This is a genomic window from Parasphingopyxis sp., from assembly GCF_052168295.1.
GTDB lineage: Bacteria > Pseudomonadota > Alphaproteobacteria > Sphingomonadales > Sphingomonadaceae > Parasphingopyxis.
The window spans coordinates 18469-35483 of record NZ_JBQLZN010000002.1; the positions used below are offsets into that span (position 1 = coordinate 18469).

Below are 17015 nucleotides of genomic sequence, written 5' to 3' on the forward strand. Positions count from 1 at the left end.
CACATATCCGAAATCCTCCCCCTTAGGGGGAGGTGGCGCGCGAAGCGCGACGGAGGGGTATAGCCGATTCCCAATTTCGATCCGCTGGCCGGAATACCCCTCCACCGCCTGCGGCGGTCCCCCTCCCCTTGCAGGGGAGGATTTATGCTGACGACTCCTCGAATCCTTGCGCTAGTCGCTCTGATAGCCATCGTTTTCGCCATCGCATCCAGCCCCGGCGGCGCGGCGGGCGGAGAGACGGCGGTAGAGCGCGACTATGCCGCCGCCGGCGTCCTCGCCGATCCCGCACCGCGCAACCAAAGCCAGGAAGAGGCGGACGCCAAGAGCGCAGGCTGCATCACCTGCCACACGGCAACCGACGAGCTGACCATGCACGCCACGCCCGCCGTCACGCTGGGCTGCACGGACTGCCATGGCGGCAATCCCGATGTCGCGCTGACGGATCCCGATCTCCATTACGAGCATCCCGACTATCTGTCGGTGCAATATCGCGCCCATGTCCTGCCGCTCTATCCGGAAAGCTGGCACTGGCCGGCAAGTGCGAATAATCACCGCTCCTACACGCTGCTCAACCGGGAAAGCCCCGAATATATCCGCTTCGTCAATCCGTCCGACTATCGCGTCGTGCGCGAGGCCTGCGGCGCTTGCCATATCGAGGTGATCGAAGCCGCGGAGCGATCGCTGATGGCGACGGGCGCGATGCTCTGGGGTGGCGCGTCCTACAATAACGGCATCCTGCCGTATAAGGTCTATATCCTCGGCGAGGCTTACACGCGCGATGGCGAGCCGGCGCAGATCGTTTCGCCCGGCGATCCGCACGGCACGGTAACGCCCGAACAGGCCGCGCGCGGCGCGCTGCCCAATCTCGTGCCGCTGCCGACCTGGCATGTCGTGCCGCCCGGCGACATTTTCCGCGTGTTCGAGCGCGCAGGCCGCAATATCGCCTCGCAATTCCCCGAAATCGGCATCCCCAATATCGGCGGCAACATTCAGCGGCTCGAGGAGCCGGGCCGGCCCGACCTGCGCCAGTCGAACCGCGGACCCGGCACGGGCCTGCGCGTCTCGATCCCCGTGCTCAACATTCACAAGACGCGTCTCAACGATCCCTTCACCTGGTTCATGGGCACGAACGACCAGCCCGGCGATTACCGCCATTCGGGCTGCGCCTCCTGCCACGTCGTCTATGCGAACGACCGCGAGCCGCGCCACTCGCTGACCTGGGCGCAATATGGCCGGGACGGGCAGACGGCAACCGTCGACCCAACGATCAACCGGCTGCGCCAGGGCCAGCATCGCCCGGACCAGGCGCATGAAGAGGGCGAGGTTAACGACGACACACATGAAGTCGATGTGACCATGGCGCCCGGCCAGTGCGGCGCGGCTTTCGACATGATCGCCGAACAACTCCAGCAGCAGGGCATTCGCGGCTCGGGCGGGCAACGGGACGATGCGCATCACGAAGGTGGCGAATATGATGGCGTGGGCGGCGCGGACGGCGCCGAAGCGGATACCGGCCCGGTGCCCTTCGCCGAACGCGAGCGCGGGCATCCGGTGCGCCACGCCTTCACCCGCTCGATCCCGACCGCACAGTGCATGAACTGCCACATGCACCAGCCCAACATGTTCCTGAATTCCTATCTCGGTTACACGATGTGGGATTATGAGAGCGACGCGCCCCTGATGTGGCCGCGCGAGCAAGTCTACCGCACGGCCGAACAGATGTTCGCGATCCTCGACCGTAATCCCGAGATGGCGGCGATCCGGGGCTGCTGGGGCGATATCGATTTCCTGCGCAACGTGACCGACCTGATCAACCCGCAGGCGCGCGATACGCAGTTCGCCGATTATCACGGCCATGGCTGGAATTTCCGCGCGATCTTCCGCCGCGACCGCGACGGCAATTTCCTCGACGCGGACGGCAATATTCTCGATCCTGACGATCCCGAGCTCTTCCGGCGCGAGGGCGAAGGCCAGTTCGTCGATGTCGGCACAAATCCCGGGCGCTCGGTGCACATGATGGACATTCATGCCGAGGTCGGCATGCAGTGCGCGGATTGCCATTTCGCACAGGATTCGCATGGCAACGGCCTGATCTATGGCGAGGTCGCGAGCGCGGTCGAGATCGCCTGTGTCGATTGCCATGGCACGGCGGACGATTATCCGACGCTGCGGACGTCCGGCCCCGCCGCGCCGCCAACGGGCACGAACCTTACCCTTCTGCGCAACCCGGACGGGCAGCGCCGCTTCGAATGGATGCGCGACTATTCGGGCCGCCGGATTCTCGTCCAGCGTTCGATCATCGATCCAGATCTCGAATGGGAAGTGAGCCTTGTCCGCGACACGGTCGACCGCTCGCATCCCGATTTCAACGAGATGTCGGCCCGCTCGAAACTGATGGGCCGCAGCGGTGCGGAAAGCGGGGTGTTCGAATTCGGTCCTGGCATCGCCGAAGAGGATCGGGCGCATCGGGACGAGGAGATGGCCTGTTTCACCTGCCACCTCTCCTGGACGACATCGTGCGGCGGCTGCCACCTCCCGATCGAAGCCAATGCGTTGACCTTCAGCCATCACTATGACGGCCTGCAATCCCGCAATTACGCGACCTACAATCCGCAGGTAGCGCGCGACCAGATGTTCCAGCTCGGACGGCACCAGGACACGCGCGGCAATATCATCGCGCCGGTGCGCTCAAGCTCCGCGCTGGTGCTCAGCTCGACGAATATCAACCGCGAGCGCATTTATGTGCAGCAGCCGCCGATCGCCGCGTCCGGCTATTCGAGCCAGGCCTTCGCGCCGCATTTCCCGCACACGGTCCGCCGGACCGAGACCAAGCAATGCACGGACTGCCACCTCTCGGCGGCCAATGACAATAATGCGATCATGGCGCAGCTGCTGTTGCAGGGCACGAATTTCGTGAACTTCGTCGGTCTCAACGCCTGGGTCGGAAACGAGCAGGGTTTCCAAGCCGTGCGCGTCACCGAATGGGAAGAGCCGCAGGCCGTGTTCGGCTCCTATCTCCACCGCTATGCCTTTCCCGATTATTGGCGGCGGCATGTCGAGGATAATGGCCGCGAGCTGCTCGAATATCGGCGGGGACGGATCTTCGACGACGAACTCTCGGGCGAGACGCGAGCGATCGAGGAAATCGAACATATCACGCAGCGGACCAACGATGCGGCCCGCTGCCTGCAGCTGCGCGGCGAATATATGTTCGTCGCCGAGGGCCGGGGCGGCTTCCAGGTCTATGATGTCGCCAGCGTCGCCAATAAAGGTTTCTCGGAGCGTATCGTGACCGCGCCCTTCTCGCCGCTCGGCCATGACACGCGCGTCGATACGACCAATGCGACCTGCATGGCGCTGCCGACCAACCAGAATATCTCGCCGGACCGGCAGGTCGCGATGTCCAACATGATACCCGGCGAGACGGAGGAGGAGCGCGAAAACCGGCCGACATACACCTGCGAAAACGCCCCTGCCGAAACGCTGATCCGGATCAATCAGGAGCAATGCTTCCACCCGATCTATAATTACGCCGTCATCACCGACAGCGTCGAAGGACTGATCCTGGTCAACGTCAACACGATGGCCGATGGCGAGTTGCGCAACAATTTCCTGCGTCGCGCGGAATTCACCGACGGCACCGATGCGTGGAACGAGAATGGCGTGCTGAACGGCGCGCGCCATATCGTGCTCGGCGGCCATTATGCCTATATCGCCGCGGATGCCGGCATGGTCGTCATCGACCTCGACGATCCGCTGGCGCCCCGCCATGTCGCGACCATCCCGCTCACCGATGCGCGCGCCTCCGCCTTGCAGTTCCGCTATCTCTGGGTGACGACCGCCGAGGGCGTGCAGGTCATCGATGTGACCGATTTCGAGAATCCCCGGCTGATCCCGAACGCCACCTTCCCGCTCGCCGATGCGCGCCGCCTCTATATCGCGCGCACCTACGCCTATATCGCGGCGGGGCGGGACGGGCTGGTGATCCTCGACGTCGAAAATCCCGAAGCGCCGGTCGAACATGCCCGCTTCGTCCGCGAGGGCACGACGCCCGACACCAACGATGTGATCGTCGGCACGACCAACGCCTCGCTCTTCGCCTATGTCGCGGACGGGGTGAACGGCATGCAGGTGCTGCAGCTGACCAGCCCGTCGAGCCAGCCCAATTTCTACGGCTTCTCGCCTGCGCCGGTGCCTGAACTCATCGCCTGGATGCGGACCTCCTCGCCCGCGCTGGCGCTCTCCAAAGGTCTCGACCGCGATCGCGGCGTCGATGAGACCGGGGGCCAGATGGCGATTTTCGGCCGGCTCGGCTCCCGGCCATTCACGCGGAGCGAGATGGAGCGGCTATTCCTGAACAGCCGTCGCGAGCCCTATCGCGTGACCGATCAGGTGGACATGGATCACTGGGTCTCGAGCGCATTCGCCGGGAGATAGCGCGAATTAAACTCCGCTTGGGCTGAGCCTGTCGAAGCCCTGCCCTTTTCTTTTTCTGCCAGACAAGAAAGGAAGAACGACCCTTCGACACGCTCAGGGTAGACGGGAAATGGGCTGAGCTTCTTTCGGGATCGCAGCTACCCCCGATCGCTCGCATGCTCGTCGAGCAGGTAGCGGACCAGCGGCTGCATGGTCTCGTCATAGCGTGCCAGCTGCACATGATCGTCCGAATTCGATTGATGCGAAATCAGGCTCTGCCCGTTCCAATAATGCAGCGCGAAGGCGGGCGGGTCGGCGACGATCATCGCGCGATTGTCCGGCGTGCCGGGATCGATCGGCCTCAAATCGAGCGCGACCTGCGGGGCGGTCGAGGGCGTCACGGTCAGTGTCATACCCGCCCAGCCAGTCGAAATCGGCCGGTGGATATGGCCGGCGATCAGCCCGACGATATTGTTCGCCGGGGCCAAGGTTTCGCGCAGCCGCTTCACCCAATCCGCTTCCGGCTCGCTCGTCATCCAGGGAATACCGGTTTCGATCGGCGGATGATGGAGCACCACCATCACCGGCTTGTCGGTCTCCTCCGCAAGTCTGTCCTTCGTCCACGCCGCGCGCTGCTCGCAAAAGGCGCCGCCATGGCGCCCGGGTTCGAGCGTATCGAGCACAATGATCCGCACCGGCCAGCGCTTCTCGTCGATCACATATTGGACGAAACCGTCCGCGGTCGGCACTTCGGGGAAAAGCTTCGAAAAGCCGTCGCGATCGTCATGATTGCCGACACACGGCCAGACCGGAAAGGGGCAGCGCCCGAAGGCCGATTTGAGCCGTCGATAGCTGTCCGTATCGCCCTTGTCGGTAAGGTCCCCGGTGGCGAGCAGCAGATCGGGCAGCGGCTCCATCTTGCACAGCCGCTCGAGCACCTGATCGAGCCGCCGCCGGTTGAATTCGGCCGGGTCGTCCGGATCGAATCCCAGATGGATATCGGTGATCTGTGCAATCAGCATGGATTCGGGACATCCATATTTATCATGCAACCCATCCCCCTTGCTCGCCCCCGGCCCATTCAGCGATCCCCACGCGGATTGATCGCCAGACTGCCATAATCGCGGACACTGCGCGGCCTTTGCCCGCGATTGTTTCTTGCGCGTACGAGATACGGTGCCGCATCGTCCGCATGATAGCTGTGACACATAGCACAGGTCGAGACGATCTCGTCTCCGCTTGCACGCCCGCCCGCATGGCACTCGCGGCACGTCTCGATGCCCGGTAGCAGCACGTCGCTCGCTTCCTCGGACGTGTCGGCCTCATGGCAGGTCGCGCATTCCTCCGTCTCGTGCGCGCCGTGATCGAACCAGCCCGCATGCATGTAGCGGGAAATCTGCCGTACCGGCACGATGTCGAAGGATAGCGAGCCGCGAATCTGCGGCCGCTCGACCGCGTGGCAGTCGTAACAGGCGCCGTCGCGCGAGAAGACCGCGCGGATCGCATCGTTGGCCCGGGCGTAGCGCGTGCGCGCCGCGAACTGGTAGCGCCCGACGGTGCGCGCGCGGCTGTCTTCGCCCGGCCGCCGCCTCTCCATGCCGGAAAGATCGATCGGCCGGCGCGGCGCGGTATTGCGATAAAAGGCGCGGATATCGGCGATCACCATTTCCGGTTCGCCATGGCGCAGCGTGCGGATCGTACCGCCGATCCGGTCGAAGGCGAGGCTGTGGCACATCTGGCAATTGGCCTCCATATTGATCGGCTCGAACCGCGTGCGGTCGGGCGTCGTCACGTGGCAATCTGCGCATTGGAGCGCCTCGCCAAAGCCATATGTACCGCTCAGCCGTTGCGCCATCCGCGCCACGCCATTGGTTTCGGACAGATGCAGCTCGTGCGGGAATTTGAGGCCGGTATTCTCTTCGGGATCGTCTTCGATGCTGACCCGGCGATAGCGGGCCATGCCGTTCTCGTCCGCCGGACGTGTCATGATGCGCGGGCGAAATTCGGGATGGTCGTCGCCGAAATCGTGCGCGTTGAGGATATCCGTGTCGGTCAGGCGCGTGTCCATATCCGTGTGGCAGTCGGCGCAGAACTGCTGGGGCGCCGCCGCCATTTCGCCGGCGCCCTCATGCTCCAGATGGCAGGAGGCGCAGCTGCGTTCGGGGCGATTGAAGGTCGTGGCAACGGCGCGCAGGAAAGCCCGCCCCGCACCGAGTTCGGGTTCGGAGATCGCCATACGGTCTGCCTCGGCATGATCGGGAATATCGGTATGGCATTCGAGGCATGCGCTGTCGCGGACCGAAACGAAAGCTTCGACGTGACAGGCCTGGCAGTCATTGGCGAGGTTCGCATGCGCGTCCGACATCGATCCGCTGATCCACAGCGTATCTCCGTGGAAAACATCGGCCCGCTCTTCGACGCCCTTGTTCGAGACATAGGAATAGATCGGCCAGGCGAGGCAGGAGACAAGGATCAGCGTCACGAAGGTCCAGGCGCTGATGCGCTTGCCGGGCACCGTCCGCACGAGCGAGAAGAGCCGGCGCGCGCTGATCGGTTCGGGACCTTCGTCGCGATCGACGGTGATCACGATGCTGCCCTCTTCCTCGCCCGTGCCCATCGCGACATCGAGCCGGTGCGGACCGATGCGGATGGAGCCGCCGCGGATCGCATTGATATCGGCGCGCGCCGTCGATCGGCCGTTGACCGAGATCGGCAGGTTCTTCTCGCCCTCGACCGAGAGCAGGTTTCGGCCGAGATCGCGGATCGTCGCGTGATGGAGCGTGACGCCGAGATCGGTGAGGACGATATCGCTGTCGGTGCTGCGCCCGATCTTCAACGCGCGCTTGTCGACCGGACTGGCCCGGACGATCTCCCGGCCTCCCGAGGTGCGCGAACGATATCTGACGATAAAGCTCATCGCGCCCCTACCAGTAGAAAAAGACGCTGACGATATGGGCGGAGAGCGCGGCGAGCAGCGCGAAGGTCACGGGCACATGAATGTAGAGCCAGATCTGCAGCAGCGCCTTGATCCTGAGGTGCTGCCGGATGCGCGAGAGCGCGGCCTGTTTGCGCGCGAGCAGCGCCTCCAGCCGGTCATACATCTTGTCGTCCGGATCGTCGGCGCTCACCGGCCGTGCCCGGAATTCGGCCAGAGCCCGAGCGGTCGCGCCGCCGCGCGACCTGCCGCCGAGACGCTGCCGTATCCCGCCATCGAACGCGGTTTCGTCGAGCGCTTCCTGCATCGTGGCGGCGGGACCCGCATCGAGCGGCTGCGCCGCGTCGAACAGCTGGCGATCGATATCGGACAGTGTTGCGAGCATCTGCACTTCGGTCGTCTCGTCGCGATTGTCGCTCAGCCGGCGCGGCATGAGGCTGTAGACCGAAATGCCGAATATGCCGGTCACGATGACGATCATCATGAGCACCCAGGCCAGCGTATGCACGTTCCAGCCAAGCTGGAAACCGGTGTGCAGCGTGCCGATGACCATCAGGGCGAGGCCCAGATAGACATGCGCCGACGTCCAGGCCTTGAGCGACCAGCGGCCGGGCGTCATCGCGCGTTTGCGCACGCCGAGCATCGTCAGCCAGAGGATCAGCAGCACGCCGACCGTGCCCAGCGCATAGCCTAGCCAGCTCCCGCCATTGTGCCGCGGTTCGACATCGATGAGGAGATAAGCGACGATCAGCGTGATCGAGATGCCGAGCGCCATCTTCCCCCAATAGCCGTCGCGGTAACGCAAAAAGCCTTCATGCCGTGTCGGCAGGCCGTGCCGCCCGGTATCGGCTCCGCTTCCCCCCAAGTCCGCCCCCCGCGTCGCCATGGTCAGACCTGCTCCGTTTCGAGGCGGGACACCGACAGGAACTCTTCCGGCGCGACGCGTATGGCCGCGCCGGTCGGACAGGCCCGGACGCATGCCGGACCGCCACGGATCCCGGCGCACATATCGCATTTGATCGCCACTTTCGGCGTCTCGTCGGAAACCCGATCCTCGACCCATTCGCGGTCCGGTTCGCCCGGCCCCGGCCCCGTGCCGAAAAACAGCCAGCTCAGCAGCGAGGGTTTGGGCGGCGGGACCTTCTCCATCCGGATCACGCCATAGGGGCAGTTGCGCTGGCAATTGCCGCAGCCGATGCAGGTCTCGTCGATGAACACCTCCCCGTCGTCGCCGCGATGGATGGCGTTGGGCGGGCAGTCGGCCATGCAATGCGGATGCTCGCAATGGCGGCAGCTCGTGGGGACGTGGAGATGCGCATAGGTGCGCCCGGCCTCGCGGTCGAGCCGCGACAGCCCGTCATGGCTGTCGGCGCAGGCCTTTTCGCAATTGTCGCAGCCGACACAGAGATTCTCGTCGATCAGCAGCACGTCTGTCGCTTCGCCGATCCCGTTTTCGACGAGGAAGGAGGCGATCGAGCTGTACATGTCGACAACGGTGGAAAAACTGTCCTTCTTCGCCTCGACGAAATTGTTGATATTCTCGCGCGCTTCCATCTCGCGCCGCGCCCCTTCGAGCAGTTCGGGCTTGCTTTCCAGCAGGGCGCGGAAGGCCTGCCCGTCGATCCGGATGACTTCCGACTTTATGGCGGCGCGCACCGTGGCCCCGCGTGGCTGATTGTCGAGCAGCGCCATCTCGCCGACATAGGAACCGGCCGGCAGATAGGAGAGAAAGACGGGTTTGCGGCCGATCGACTTTTCCACGACCATCGAGCCCGACCGGATGACGAAAATATCGATGCCCGCATCGCCCTCGTCGATGATCGCTTCGCCGGCCTTGACCTGCATGATTTCGGCCGAGCGCATGACGTCGACCAGATCTTCCGATTTGAGGCCTGAACCGAACATCTGCAGCAGCTGCCGCTCGGTCGAGACATAGGTGATCGCGCGCTTCGCTGCCGGCACGGTCGCCATGAGTTTCAGCGTCGACATGCGCGGTATCTCGACCGCGATCACATCCGTTCCCGCACGGATCGTCGCGCCGCGGCGCCGGCCGGAAACAAGGCCGACCTCGCCGAATATGCTGCCCTGTTCGATCTCCTGCGTCAGCGACTTGTCCGTATCGCTGAGCTCGACCAGCACATGGCCCTCCGCAATGCCGAAGATCGACGAGCCCGGCTCGTTCTTCTCGAAGATCGTCGCGCCGCTTCGGAAATAATGCACTTCGGAATCGAGCATGAACTCGCGCATCTGCAGCGGGGAGAGCTCGTTGAGGATCGACACGCGCGCGCGCAGGAATTCGAGCCATTCGTCGACCGACTTCCCGCCCGGCAACCCCTTGAACTTCGCTTCGAGCAACGGTTCGTCGGCTGGTTTGAGCTCGGTATTGCCGTTGATGAACTCGACGACGTCGTAGCCCTGGTTCATGCAATGCTTGATCAGCGGATAGCCGGCTAGCGCACCGATGACGAAGATACCCTTCTTCGTGGATTCGAACGCCGGGGAGAGTTTCGGAAAGGCCTCGCGATCCTCGCTGGCGAACTCGACGCCGCAGGCCTCGACGAATTTGCGCGGCGGCGCGGAACCGATCCGCGCGATCACCCGGTCGCAGCGAATCTTGGTCTGCCCGTCGCGCGTGTCGAGCACGATCTCGCCGGGCAGCAATTCGGCCGGCGACGTCTCGTTCATGATCGTGATCCGCCCCTGCTCGCCCGCTTGCGTCAGCAGCTTGACGTTCGCATCCTTGGCTCGCGCGAATTCGGCCGAGCGGTTCAGGATCGTGACCACATTGCCCTGTTCCGCATCGGCAGCCAGGCCCAGTGCATTTTCGATACCCGCATCGCCCGATCCGATGACCGTGATATGTTCGTCGACATATTCGCCGGGATCGTCGAGCTGATACTGGACGTGCGGCAGGTCGCCGCCCGGGACCCGCAACATGTTGGGATTGCCCTGCGTGCCGATGGCCAGCACCACATTTTCCGCTGCAACCGTCTCGCCATCGGCGAGCGCGATGCGGAAATTGCCCGCCTCACCCGCGATAGCCGTCACGTCCGCATTCAGGCGCACATTCACGCCCTGTGCCGCGGCCTGCTCGTCCCAAGTGCCGAGCACCTCCTCGCGCTTGCCGGCCTCGAAATCCATGTCCGAGCGCAGCACGAGCTGGCTCGGCGTCGCCATCACATGCTTGCCCTTCTGATATTTGTAGATCGTATCGGAGAGGTGATCGGTCTTTTCGAGGAGGATATGGGGAATGCCGAGCTGTGCCGCGCGTCCCGCGGCGCTCAGACCGGCCGGCCCCGAGCCGATTATCGCGATCCGATAGGCATCCGCCACTTAGCCTCCCTGCCCTCCGGCCAGTTTGCCAGGTGGGCGGGTTTGCCCTGCGTCCACCTGTTTATCTGTGCGCCCGATCACCACTCTATCATCTTTGGAGGGACAAGCTAGACATGAGGGGGAAAATTATGGAAGGCGCGAACCATGGCCGAATCGCAGAAAACAAGCGCTGACACGGGGAACAACGCGGCCCGCTACGCCCTGATCGCGGCTGCCGCGATCGCCACATTCTCCATCGGTTTCGCCATCGCGCGGGGCGACGATCAGGGCGCCGCGGAATCCGGCGCGCCGCAGGGCACCGTCCAGGCCGAAACGATGGACGATAACGAACTTGCCAGTGCGATTCCCGATCTCGAAGCGCGCGTCGAACAGCGGCCCGAAGACGAACAGGGCTGGGCGTTGCTCGGTCTCGCCTATTTCCAGACCGGGCGATATGCGGATGCCGCGCAAGCCTATGGCCGGGCGAGCGAGCTGAACCCGACGCTCGCCCGCTATCATTCGGCGCGCGGCGAGGCGCTGGCGCTCGCGGCGGACAGCGGCTTTCCCACCGATGCGCGCCAGGCTTTCGCGCGCGCGCTCGAGCTCGATCCGGCCGATCCGCGCGCGCGCTATTTCGAAGGCGTGGGCAAGGACATCGACGGCGACCATGAAGGTGCGATCGACGACTGGATCGCGCTGCTGCGCGATACGCCGGCCGATGCGCCCTGGGAGGCCGATCTGAGGCGGCTGATCGCACAGGTTTCCGAAGAACATGGCATCGATGTCTCGGGCCGCGTGCCGCCGCCCGGCACGCTCGCGCAGAGCAATGTGCCCGACGCCGCCACCGCCGCTATTCCCGGGCCGAGCGACGAGGAGATGCGCGCCGCGAGCCAGTTGCCGCAGGGGCAGCAGGACATGATGATCGAAAATATGGTCGAAGGCCTCGATCAGCGCCTGTCGCGCAATCCCAACGACGCCAATGGGTGGATCATGCTGATGCGCTCGCGCATGCAATTGGGGCAGACGGCTCAAGCGGGCGAGGCCTGGCGGCGTGCCCGCGAGGCATTCGCCGGCAACTCTGTGCAGCTCGAACGGATCAACGCCTCCGCGCGTGCTCTCGGCGTGCCGGGCGCATAGCTGCAAATCCTCCCCTCCAAGGGGAGGGGGACCGCGAAGCGGTGGAGGGGTATGACCGTTGGCCCAGCGCGCTACATAGCCGCTGACACCCCTCCGTCAGCCCTGTGGGCTGCCACCTCCCCTTACAGGGGAGGATTTTTGCGGATCAATTGTCTGAATATTGATATGGCTTGAGGCGCAGCCTGCGCAGGAGCACAATCATCACCAATCGCCGAACCGGTCCACTACGGCATCGATCAGCGCGGCCTCGTTGGGCACCTGACCGGCGAGCACGAGCTGCGCCAGGCCATGGACGAGCGCGAGCGACTGGATCGTCGCGACTTCGCGATCCCGGTCACTGGCATCGGCGGGCAGCAGAGCCGCGATATTGTCCTTGAGCAGCCGCCCGGCGCGATTGTCGCCGACGACTTCGCCGTCCGCGCAACCGCCAGCCAGGTGCATGTAACCGGTCATCAGCCGGAACAGCGCCGGATTGGCGAGCGCGAAATGGACATAGGCCTGGCCGATCGCCCGGAAGCTCGCGTCGCGCCGGTCATACCGCGCGGCTGCCGCTTCCTGTACATCGGCGAGCCTGTCGAAACCCGCATCGACGAGCGCGGCGAGCAGCGCATCCTTGTCCGGAAAATGGCGGTAGACGGCCGTCGCGCTAACCCCGGTTTCGCGCGCCACTTCGCGCAGCCCGATTTCGCCGCCCGCCTTGGTCTCGAGCAGCTTCAGCCCGGTCGCGATCAGCGCGCTCCGAAGGTCGCCATGATGGTAGCTTTGCTTCTTCGAACGGGTGGTCGTCTCTTTCATGTTGACACTGTTACCATCGTTCAGTTAACACTGTCAACATAACGATTCGCATGTGAGGAACCGAGCAAATGGCCAGCGTCATCGAAAAAACCATCCGCAAGACCGTCACCACCGGAATCATCGGCATGTCCAAGGTCAATGCCGCGCTCAAAACGCGCAGCGACGACCATCCCTATCTGACCGGTATTCACACGCCGATGACCGAGGAATTCACCCTCACCGAACTGTCCGTCGACGGTGAAATTCCGGCCGATCTCGACGGCCGCTATCTGCGCATCGGCCCCAATCCAGTTACGCCGCCCAAGCCCGCCACCTATCACTGGTTCATCGGCGACGGCATGGCGCACGGCCTGCGGATCAGGAACGGCAAGGCCGAATGGTATCGCAACCGCTGGATCCGCTCCGCCGATGTCAGCGAAGCGCTGGGCGAGCCGCCCGTCCCCTGCCCCGACAATCGCGAAGCGGGCACGGCCAACACCAACATCATCGGCCAGAACGGCCGCACCTGGGCCATCGTCGAAGCCGGCAATTCGCCGGTCGAGCTCGACGAGGAACTCGAAACGCTCGCGATCAATCCGTTCGACGGCACGCTTGCCGGCCCCTTTTCCGCCCATCCGCATCTCGATCCGGATACCGGCGAGATGCATTCGGTCTGCTACAAGGCCGATGTCCAGGATACTGTCTGGCACACGGTGCTCGGCCCGGACGGCGGGGTGATCCGCGAGGAACCGATCGCGGTCGAACATGGCCCGAGCATTCACGATTGCGCGATCACGAAGAATTACGTGGTCGTGATGGACCTTCCCGTCACCTTTTCGATGAAGACGCTGATCGCCGGTCACCCCTTCCCCTATCGCTGGAACCCGGATCACAAGGCCCGCATCGGCCTAATGCCGCGCACGGGCACCAATGCCGACATCGTCTGGCACGACATCGAGCCCTGCTACGTCTTCCATCCGGCCAATGCCTATGAGCGCGAAGACGGGTCGGTCGTGATGGACGCCGTCGTCCACAACCATATGTTCACCGACGGCCATGACGGGCCGGACGGCTCGAAGAGCGCCTTCGAACGCTGGACGATCGATGCCAGGGGCGGGCCCGTCCAGCGCAAAGTCGTCGACGCCTCGAACCAGGAATTCCCACGCTTCGACGAGCGGCTGACCGGCAAGCCCTATCGCTATGCCTATTGCATGGCCGCCGAAGGCAGCAACGAAACGCCGGGGCTGATCAACGATACGCGGCTCTACAAGTATGACGTCGAGACGGGCGAGCGGCAGGTCCATGATTTCGGGCCGAAACGCCATCCCGGCGAGTTCGTCTTCGTGCCGCGCGGAGAGGGCGAGGAGAATGGCTGGCTCGTCGGCCTCGTCGTCGACATGAACGACGAAAGCACCGATTTCGTGATCCTCGACGCGGCAAACTTCACCGCCGACCCGGTTGCGACGATCCACCTGCCCCACCGCATTCCGCCGGGCTTCCACGGGAATTGGGTAAGCGCCGACTAGCGCCGTCCGAAACGATCGGAGACGACAGCAGATGAGCCGGCTACCGATGGCGATCTACGCGATAATCGCGCTGAGCAGCCTCGTACTGGGCGCGATCTACATCTTCTCGTCCACATTCATGCCTTATCATGGCGTCGCGGTGGGCGCGGAATGGAGCGAAGTGCCGTCCGAATATCGCGTCCTGATCGGCGCATTGCTCGATGTCGCCGGTGCAGGATGGCTCGCCATGACGGTCGCGCTGTTCGCCCTCATTGCCTTCCCTATCCGGCGCGGCGAGCGCTGGGCGCGCTACGCGGCGCCGCTCATCGTGCTGGCGTTCAACATCCCGACACTTTGGGCCACGCTCAATGTATACTGGTACAGCCCGGCCACGCCGCCCTGGTATGGCGTCGCCGGCACCTGCGCTGCGGCGCTTCTCGCATTCGCGATCGACCGCCCGTGGCGGACAGATGTTACTGGCAGCTGACGACCATAAAGGAACACGAGAACCAATTCCCCTCCCCTAGATGGGGAGGGGTTAGGGGTGGGGTGACTTCACCGTGCCCGCTATCGCCAGCCGTTGGACCACCCCCACCCAACCCTCCCCCATCAAGGGGGAGGGCTTCTTCTACGTTGCGATTTCGCAAAGCCTGGATTTCGGCCCGGCAACCAAAACCCCGTTGCAATCCCTTGTGCAGTGCCGCATGATTCTATCCACAGGTATGAAAACAAGCGATTGAGCCAATGACGAAGCCATGGACACCCGATAGCTGGCGTGATGCGACCGGCATCCAGATGCCCGCCTATGACGATGCGGCCGCGCTCGCATCCGTCGAGAACACGCTCGCCGATTATCCCCCGCTGATCTTTGCCGGCGAGGCGAAACAGCTGCGCACGGACCTTTCGGAAGTGGCCGAGGGCAAGGCTTTCCTGCTCCAGGGCGGCGATTGCGCCGAAAGCTTCGCCGAGTTCAACCCGACCAATATCCGCGATACGTTCCGCGTGATCCTGCAGATGGCGGTCGTCCTCACCTATGCCTCGAAAGTGCCGGTCGTGAAGGTCGGCCGCATGGCCGGGCAGTTCGCCAAGCCGCGTTCCTCGGACGTCGAGGAGCAGGACGGCGTCACCCTCCCCTCCTATCGCGGCGACATCGTCAACGATATCGGCTTCGACGAAGCCGCGCGCGTGCCCGATCCGCAGCGCATGATCCGCGCCTACAGCCAGGCCTCGGCGACGCTCAACCTGCTGCGCGCCTATGCGTCGGGCGGCTATGCGAACCTGCACCAGGTGCATAGCTGGACGCTCGATTTCATGGGCAAGAGCCCCTGGGCGCAGAAGTTCGAGGAACTGGCCGGCCGCATCGGCGATGCGCTGCAGTTCATGGACGCCTGCGGCATCGACGCCGACCGGGTGCCGCAGCTCAACGGCACGCAATTCTATGTGTCACACGAAGCGCTGCTGCTCCCCTATGAGGAAGCGCTGACCCGGCAGGACAGCGCAACCGGCGACTGGTACGACACGTCCGCGCATTTCGTCTGGATCGGCGACCGCACGCGGTTCGAGGATTCAGCGCATGTCGAATATTTCCGCGGTATCGCCAACCCGATCGGCATGAAATGCGGGCCGAGCCTGGATCCGGATGACTTGCTCAAGCTGCTCGACACGCTCGATCCCGAGCGCTCGCCGGGCCGCATCACGCTGATCAGCCGCTTCGGGCACGATAAGGTCGAAGAGGGCCTCGCCCCGCTCGTCCGCAAGGTGAAGGCGGAAGGCCATCCTGTCATCTGGTCCTGCGATCCGATGCACGGCAACACGATCAAGGCGGCCACAGGCTACAAGACGCGGCCCTTCGACCGCATCCTCGACGAAGTCCGCGGCTTCTTCGCCGTGCACCGCGCCGAAGGCACTTATGGCGGCGGCATCCATTGCGAGATGACCGGCCAGGACGTCACCGAATGCACAGGCGGCGCGATCGACGTGACCGAGCAGAACCTCGCCGACCGCTACCACACCCATTGCGACCCCCGCCTCAACGCCGGGCAGAGCATCGAACTGGCCTTCCTGCTGGCGGAAATGCTGAACGAAGAGAATGGGCGGCGGGAGAAGGAAGCCGAGGCGGCGTAGCTAGGCCAACCGATAGAAAGTGGCGAATTGGTCGATACCGGACATCAAGCTTAGGCAAAAATCCCAGCAAGATTAGGGCTAGGGCTGGTTTTCCGGTACTACCGACGATCGATACCGAAACCGCTGAGGGAAACTGCTCTCTTCATCCGGCGACAAGAAAACCCTTCCGTTGCGCATCATGTTTTCGCAGAATTCCTCGCTGGCATCCAAATTGCTAAGTGTTTCTCCGACAGCCAATGTCTCAAGGCGGTGAACCTCGCAGTCGGTGACATCGCCCGCGCTATTTACGGTTATCGATAAATCGATCTCATGCGGAACGATCCAGGCCATATCCGCATCTCCAGTCGGTATCTCCCACCGAATTGAACTGGAAAACCGGCTTGGAACATTCTCTCCCGCTTCGTTTTGCGGCGGGATGAACTGCGCTCTCTCCGACAATAATCGGCACGTCGTATCGTTCAATATCGGATAAAGAGACGGCTCTTCCAAAGAGCAACCGGTAACTATGCCGTTTTCGTCGACCTCAAGCGTGAAATGGATAATCCCTTCCTCGTCGTTTCGTATCGCAGCTGGCGGATAGTCGCTATTTTGTATCCACGACCCGGGATTGCTCGCCGGGCATGGCTCGTTCTCAAGCGCATCCCGGCCAAATTCACATTCCCGCGCGGCTTCGGCATCTGCGGCCTGACCAACCAACATCAATGTAAGCCAAAAAAGCATATCGTTATCTCTCTCCGGTGTGCGCGCCGCCGCATTATGCACGAGACTGAAAAATCACAATTAGGTTCAAAATTGCCCGCAATCACACGCAG

11 protein-coding genes are annotated in these 17015 nt (G+C 63.5%); 5 read left to right on the plus strand and 6 right to left on the minus strand.

The window, feature by feature from the left end:
• Nucleotides 1–144: 144 nt before the first annotated feature.
• Nucleotides 145–4437: a hypothetical protein gene (locus tag ACTS1Z_RS00090; protein WP_442622388.1), complete on the plus strand. Its 4293-nt coding sequence runs from the start codon at nt 145–147 to the stop codon at nt 4435–4437.
• 137 nt (nt 4438–4574) lie between these two features.
• On the opposite strand, the gene ACTS1Z_RS00095 is transcribed toward ACTS1Z_RS00090, so the two are convergent.
• From ACTS1Z_RS00095 to ACTS1Z_RS00110, 4 genes are read right to left on the minus strand one after another with little or no spacing between them, the layout of a single operon-like run.
• A complete protein-coding gene (locus tag ACTS1Z_RS00095) occupies nt 4575–5438 on the minus strand; it encodes a phosphodiesterase (RefSeq protein WP_442622389.1) in 864 nt (287 codons plus the stop codon).
• A gap of 59 nt (nt 5439–5497) precedes the next feature.
• A complete protein-coding gene (locus ACTS1Z_RS00100; RefSeq protein ID WP_442622390.1) occupies nt 5498–7333 on the minus strand; it encodes a cytochrome c3 family protein in 1836 nt (611 codons plus the stop codon).
• A gap of 7 nt (nt 7334–7340) precedes the next feature.
• Entirely contained in the window at nt 7341–8216 is an 876-nt protein-coding gene (locus tag ACTS1Z_RS00105; RefSeq protein ID WP_442622391.1) for a hypothetical protein, read from the minus strand.
• A 23-nt stretch (nt 8217–8239) separates the two neighbouring features.
• The gene (locus ACTS1Z_RS00110; protein WP_442622392.1) at nt 8240–10684 is read right to left on the minus strand and encodes a cyclic nucleotide-binding domain-containing protein; all 2445 of its coding nucleotides are present in this window, start codon (nt 10682–10684) and stop codon (nt 8240–8242) included.
• Nucleotides 10685–10828: 144 nt separating this feature from the next.
• Here ACTS1Z_RS00110 and ACTS1Z_RS00115 point away from each other — a divergent pair, with 144 nt between their 5' ends.
• The gene (locus ACTS1Z_RS00115) at nt 10829–11800 is read left to right on the plus strand and encodes a TPR domain-containing protein (RefSeq protein ID WP_442622393.1); all 972 of its coding nucleotides are present in this window, start codon (nt 10829–10831) and stop codon (nt 11798–11800) included.
• A gap of 201 nt (nt 11801–12001) precedes the next feature.
• Here the strand turns inward: ACTS1Z_RS00115 and ACTS1Z_RS00120 are convergent, their stop codons facing one another.
• Nucleotides 12002–12595 (minus strand): TetR/AcrR family transcriptional regulator, encoded by a 594-nt coding sequence (locus ACTS1Z_RS00120; RefSeq protein ID WP_442622394.1) that lies wholly within the window; start codon nt 12593–12595, stop codon nt 12002–12004.
• 68 nt (nt 12596–12663) lie between these two features.
• On the opposite strand from ACTS1Z_RS00120, the gene ACTS1Z_RS00125 reads away from it, so the two are divergent.
• The 3 genes from ACTS1Z_RS00125 (at nt 12664) to ACTS1Z_RS00135 (ending at nt 16203) form a co-directional block, all read left to right on the plus strand.
• Nucleotides 12664–14100: an 8'-apo-carotenoid 13,14-cleaving dioxygenase gene (locus ACTS1Z_RS00125; RefSeq protein WP_442622395.1), complete on the plus strand. Its 1437-nt coding sequence runs from the start codon at nt 12664–12666 to the stop codon at nt 14098–14100.
• A gap of 31 nt (nt 14101–14131) precedes the next feature.
• Nucleotides 14132–14566: a hypothetical protein gene (locus ACTS1Z_RS00130; RefSeq protein WP_442622396.1), complete on the plus strand. Its 435-nt coding sequence runs from the start codon at nt 14132–14134 to the stop codon at nt 14564–14566.
• Nucleotides 14567–14823: 257 nt separating this feature from the next.
• Nucleotides 14824–16203, plus strand: a complete 1380-nt coding sequence (locus tag ACTS1Z_RS00135; protein ID WP_442622397.1) for a class II 3-deoxy-7-phosphoheptulonate synthase — start codon at nt 14824–14826, stop codon at nt 16201–16203.
• Nucleotides 16204–16281: 78 nt separating this feature from the next.
• Here the strand turns inward: ACTS1Z_RS00135 and ACTS1Z_RS00140 are convergent, their stop codons facing one another.
• Nucleotides 16282–16923 carry a TonB family protein gene (locus ACTS1Z_RS00140; RefSeq protein WP_442622398.1) on the minus strand — a complete coding sequence of 214 codons (642 nt, stop codon included), beginning with the start codon at nt 16921–16923 and terminating at the stop codon, nt 16282–16284.
• Nucleotides 16924–17015: the final 92 nt, after the last annotated feature.

Coding starts and splice junctions, on each gene's coding strand:
- ACTS1Z_RS00115 (WP_442622393.1), top strand. CDS start 10,829: ATGGCCGAATCGCAGAAAACAAGCGCTGACACGGGGAACAACGCGGCC.
- ACTS1Z_RS00100 (WP_442622390.1), bottom strand. CDS start 7,333: ATGAGCTTTATCGTCAGATATCGTTCGCGCACCTCGGGAGGCCGGGAG.
- ACTS1Z_RS00125 (WP_442622395.1), top strand. CDS start 12,664: ATGGCCAGCGTCATCGAAAAAACCATCCGCAAGACCGTCACCACCGGA.
- ACTS1Z_RS00140 (WP_442622398.1), bottom strand. CDS start 16,923: ATGCTTTTTTGGCTTACATTGATGTTGGTTGGTCAGGCCGCAGATGCC.
- ACTS1Z_RS00120 (WP_442622394.1), bottom strand. CDS start 12,595: ATGAAAGAGACGACCACCCGTTCGAAGAAGCAAAGCTACCATCATGGC.
- ACTS1Z_RS00130 (WP_442622396.1), top strand. CDS start 14,132: ATGAGCCGGCTACCGATGGCGATCTACGCGATAATCGCGCTGAGCAGC.
- ACTS1Z_RS00090 (WP_442622388.1), top strand. CDS start 145: ATGCTGACGACTCCTCGAATCCTTGCGCTAGTCGCTCTGATAGCCATC.
- ACTS1Z_RS00095 (WP_442622389.1), bottom strand. CDS start 5,438: ATGCTGATTGCACAGATCACCGATATCCATCTGGGATTCGATCCGGAC.
- ACTS1Z_RS00135 (WP_442622397.1), top strand. CDS start 14,824: ATGACGAAGCCATGGACACCCGATAGCTGGCGTGATGCGACCGGCATC.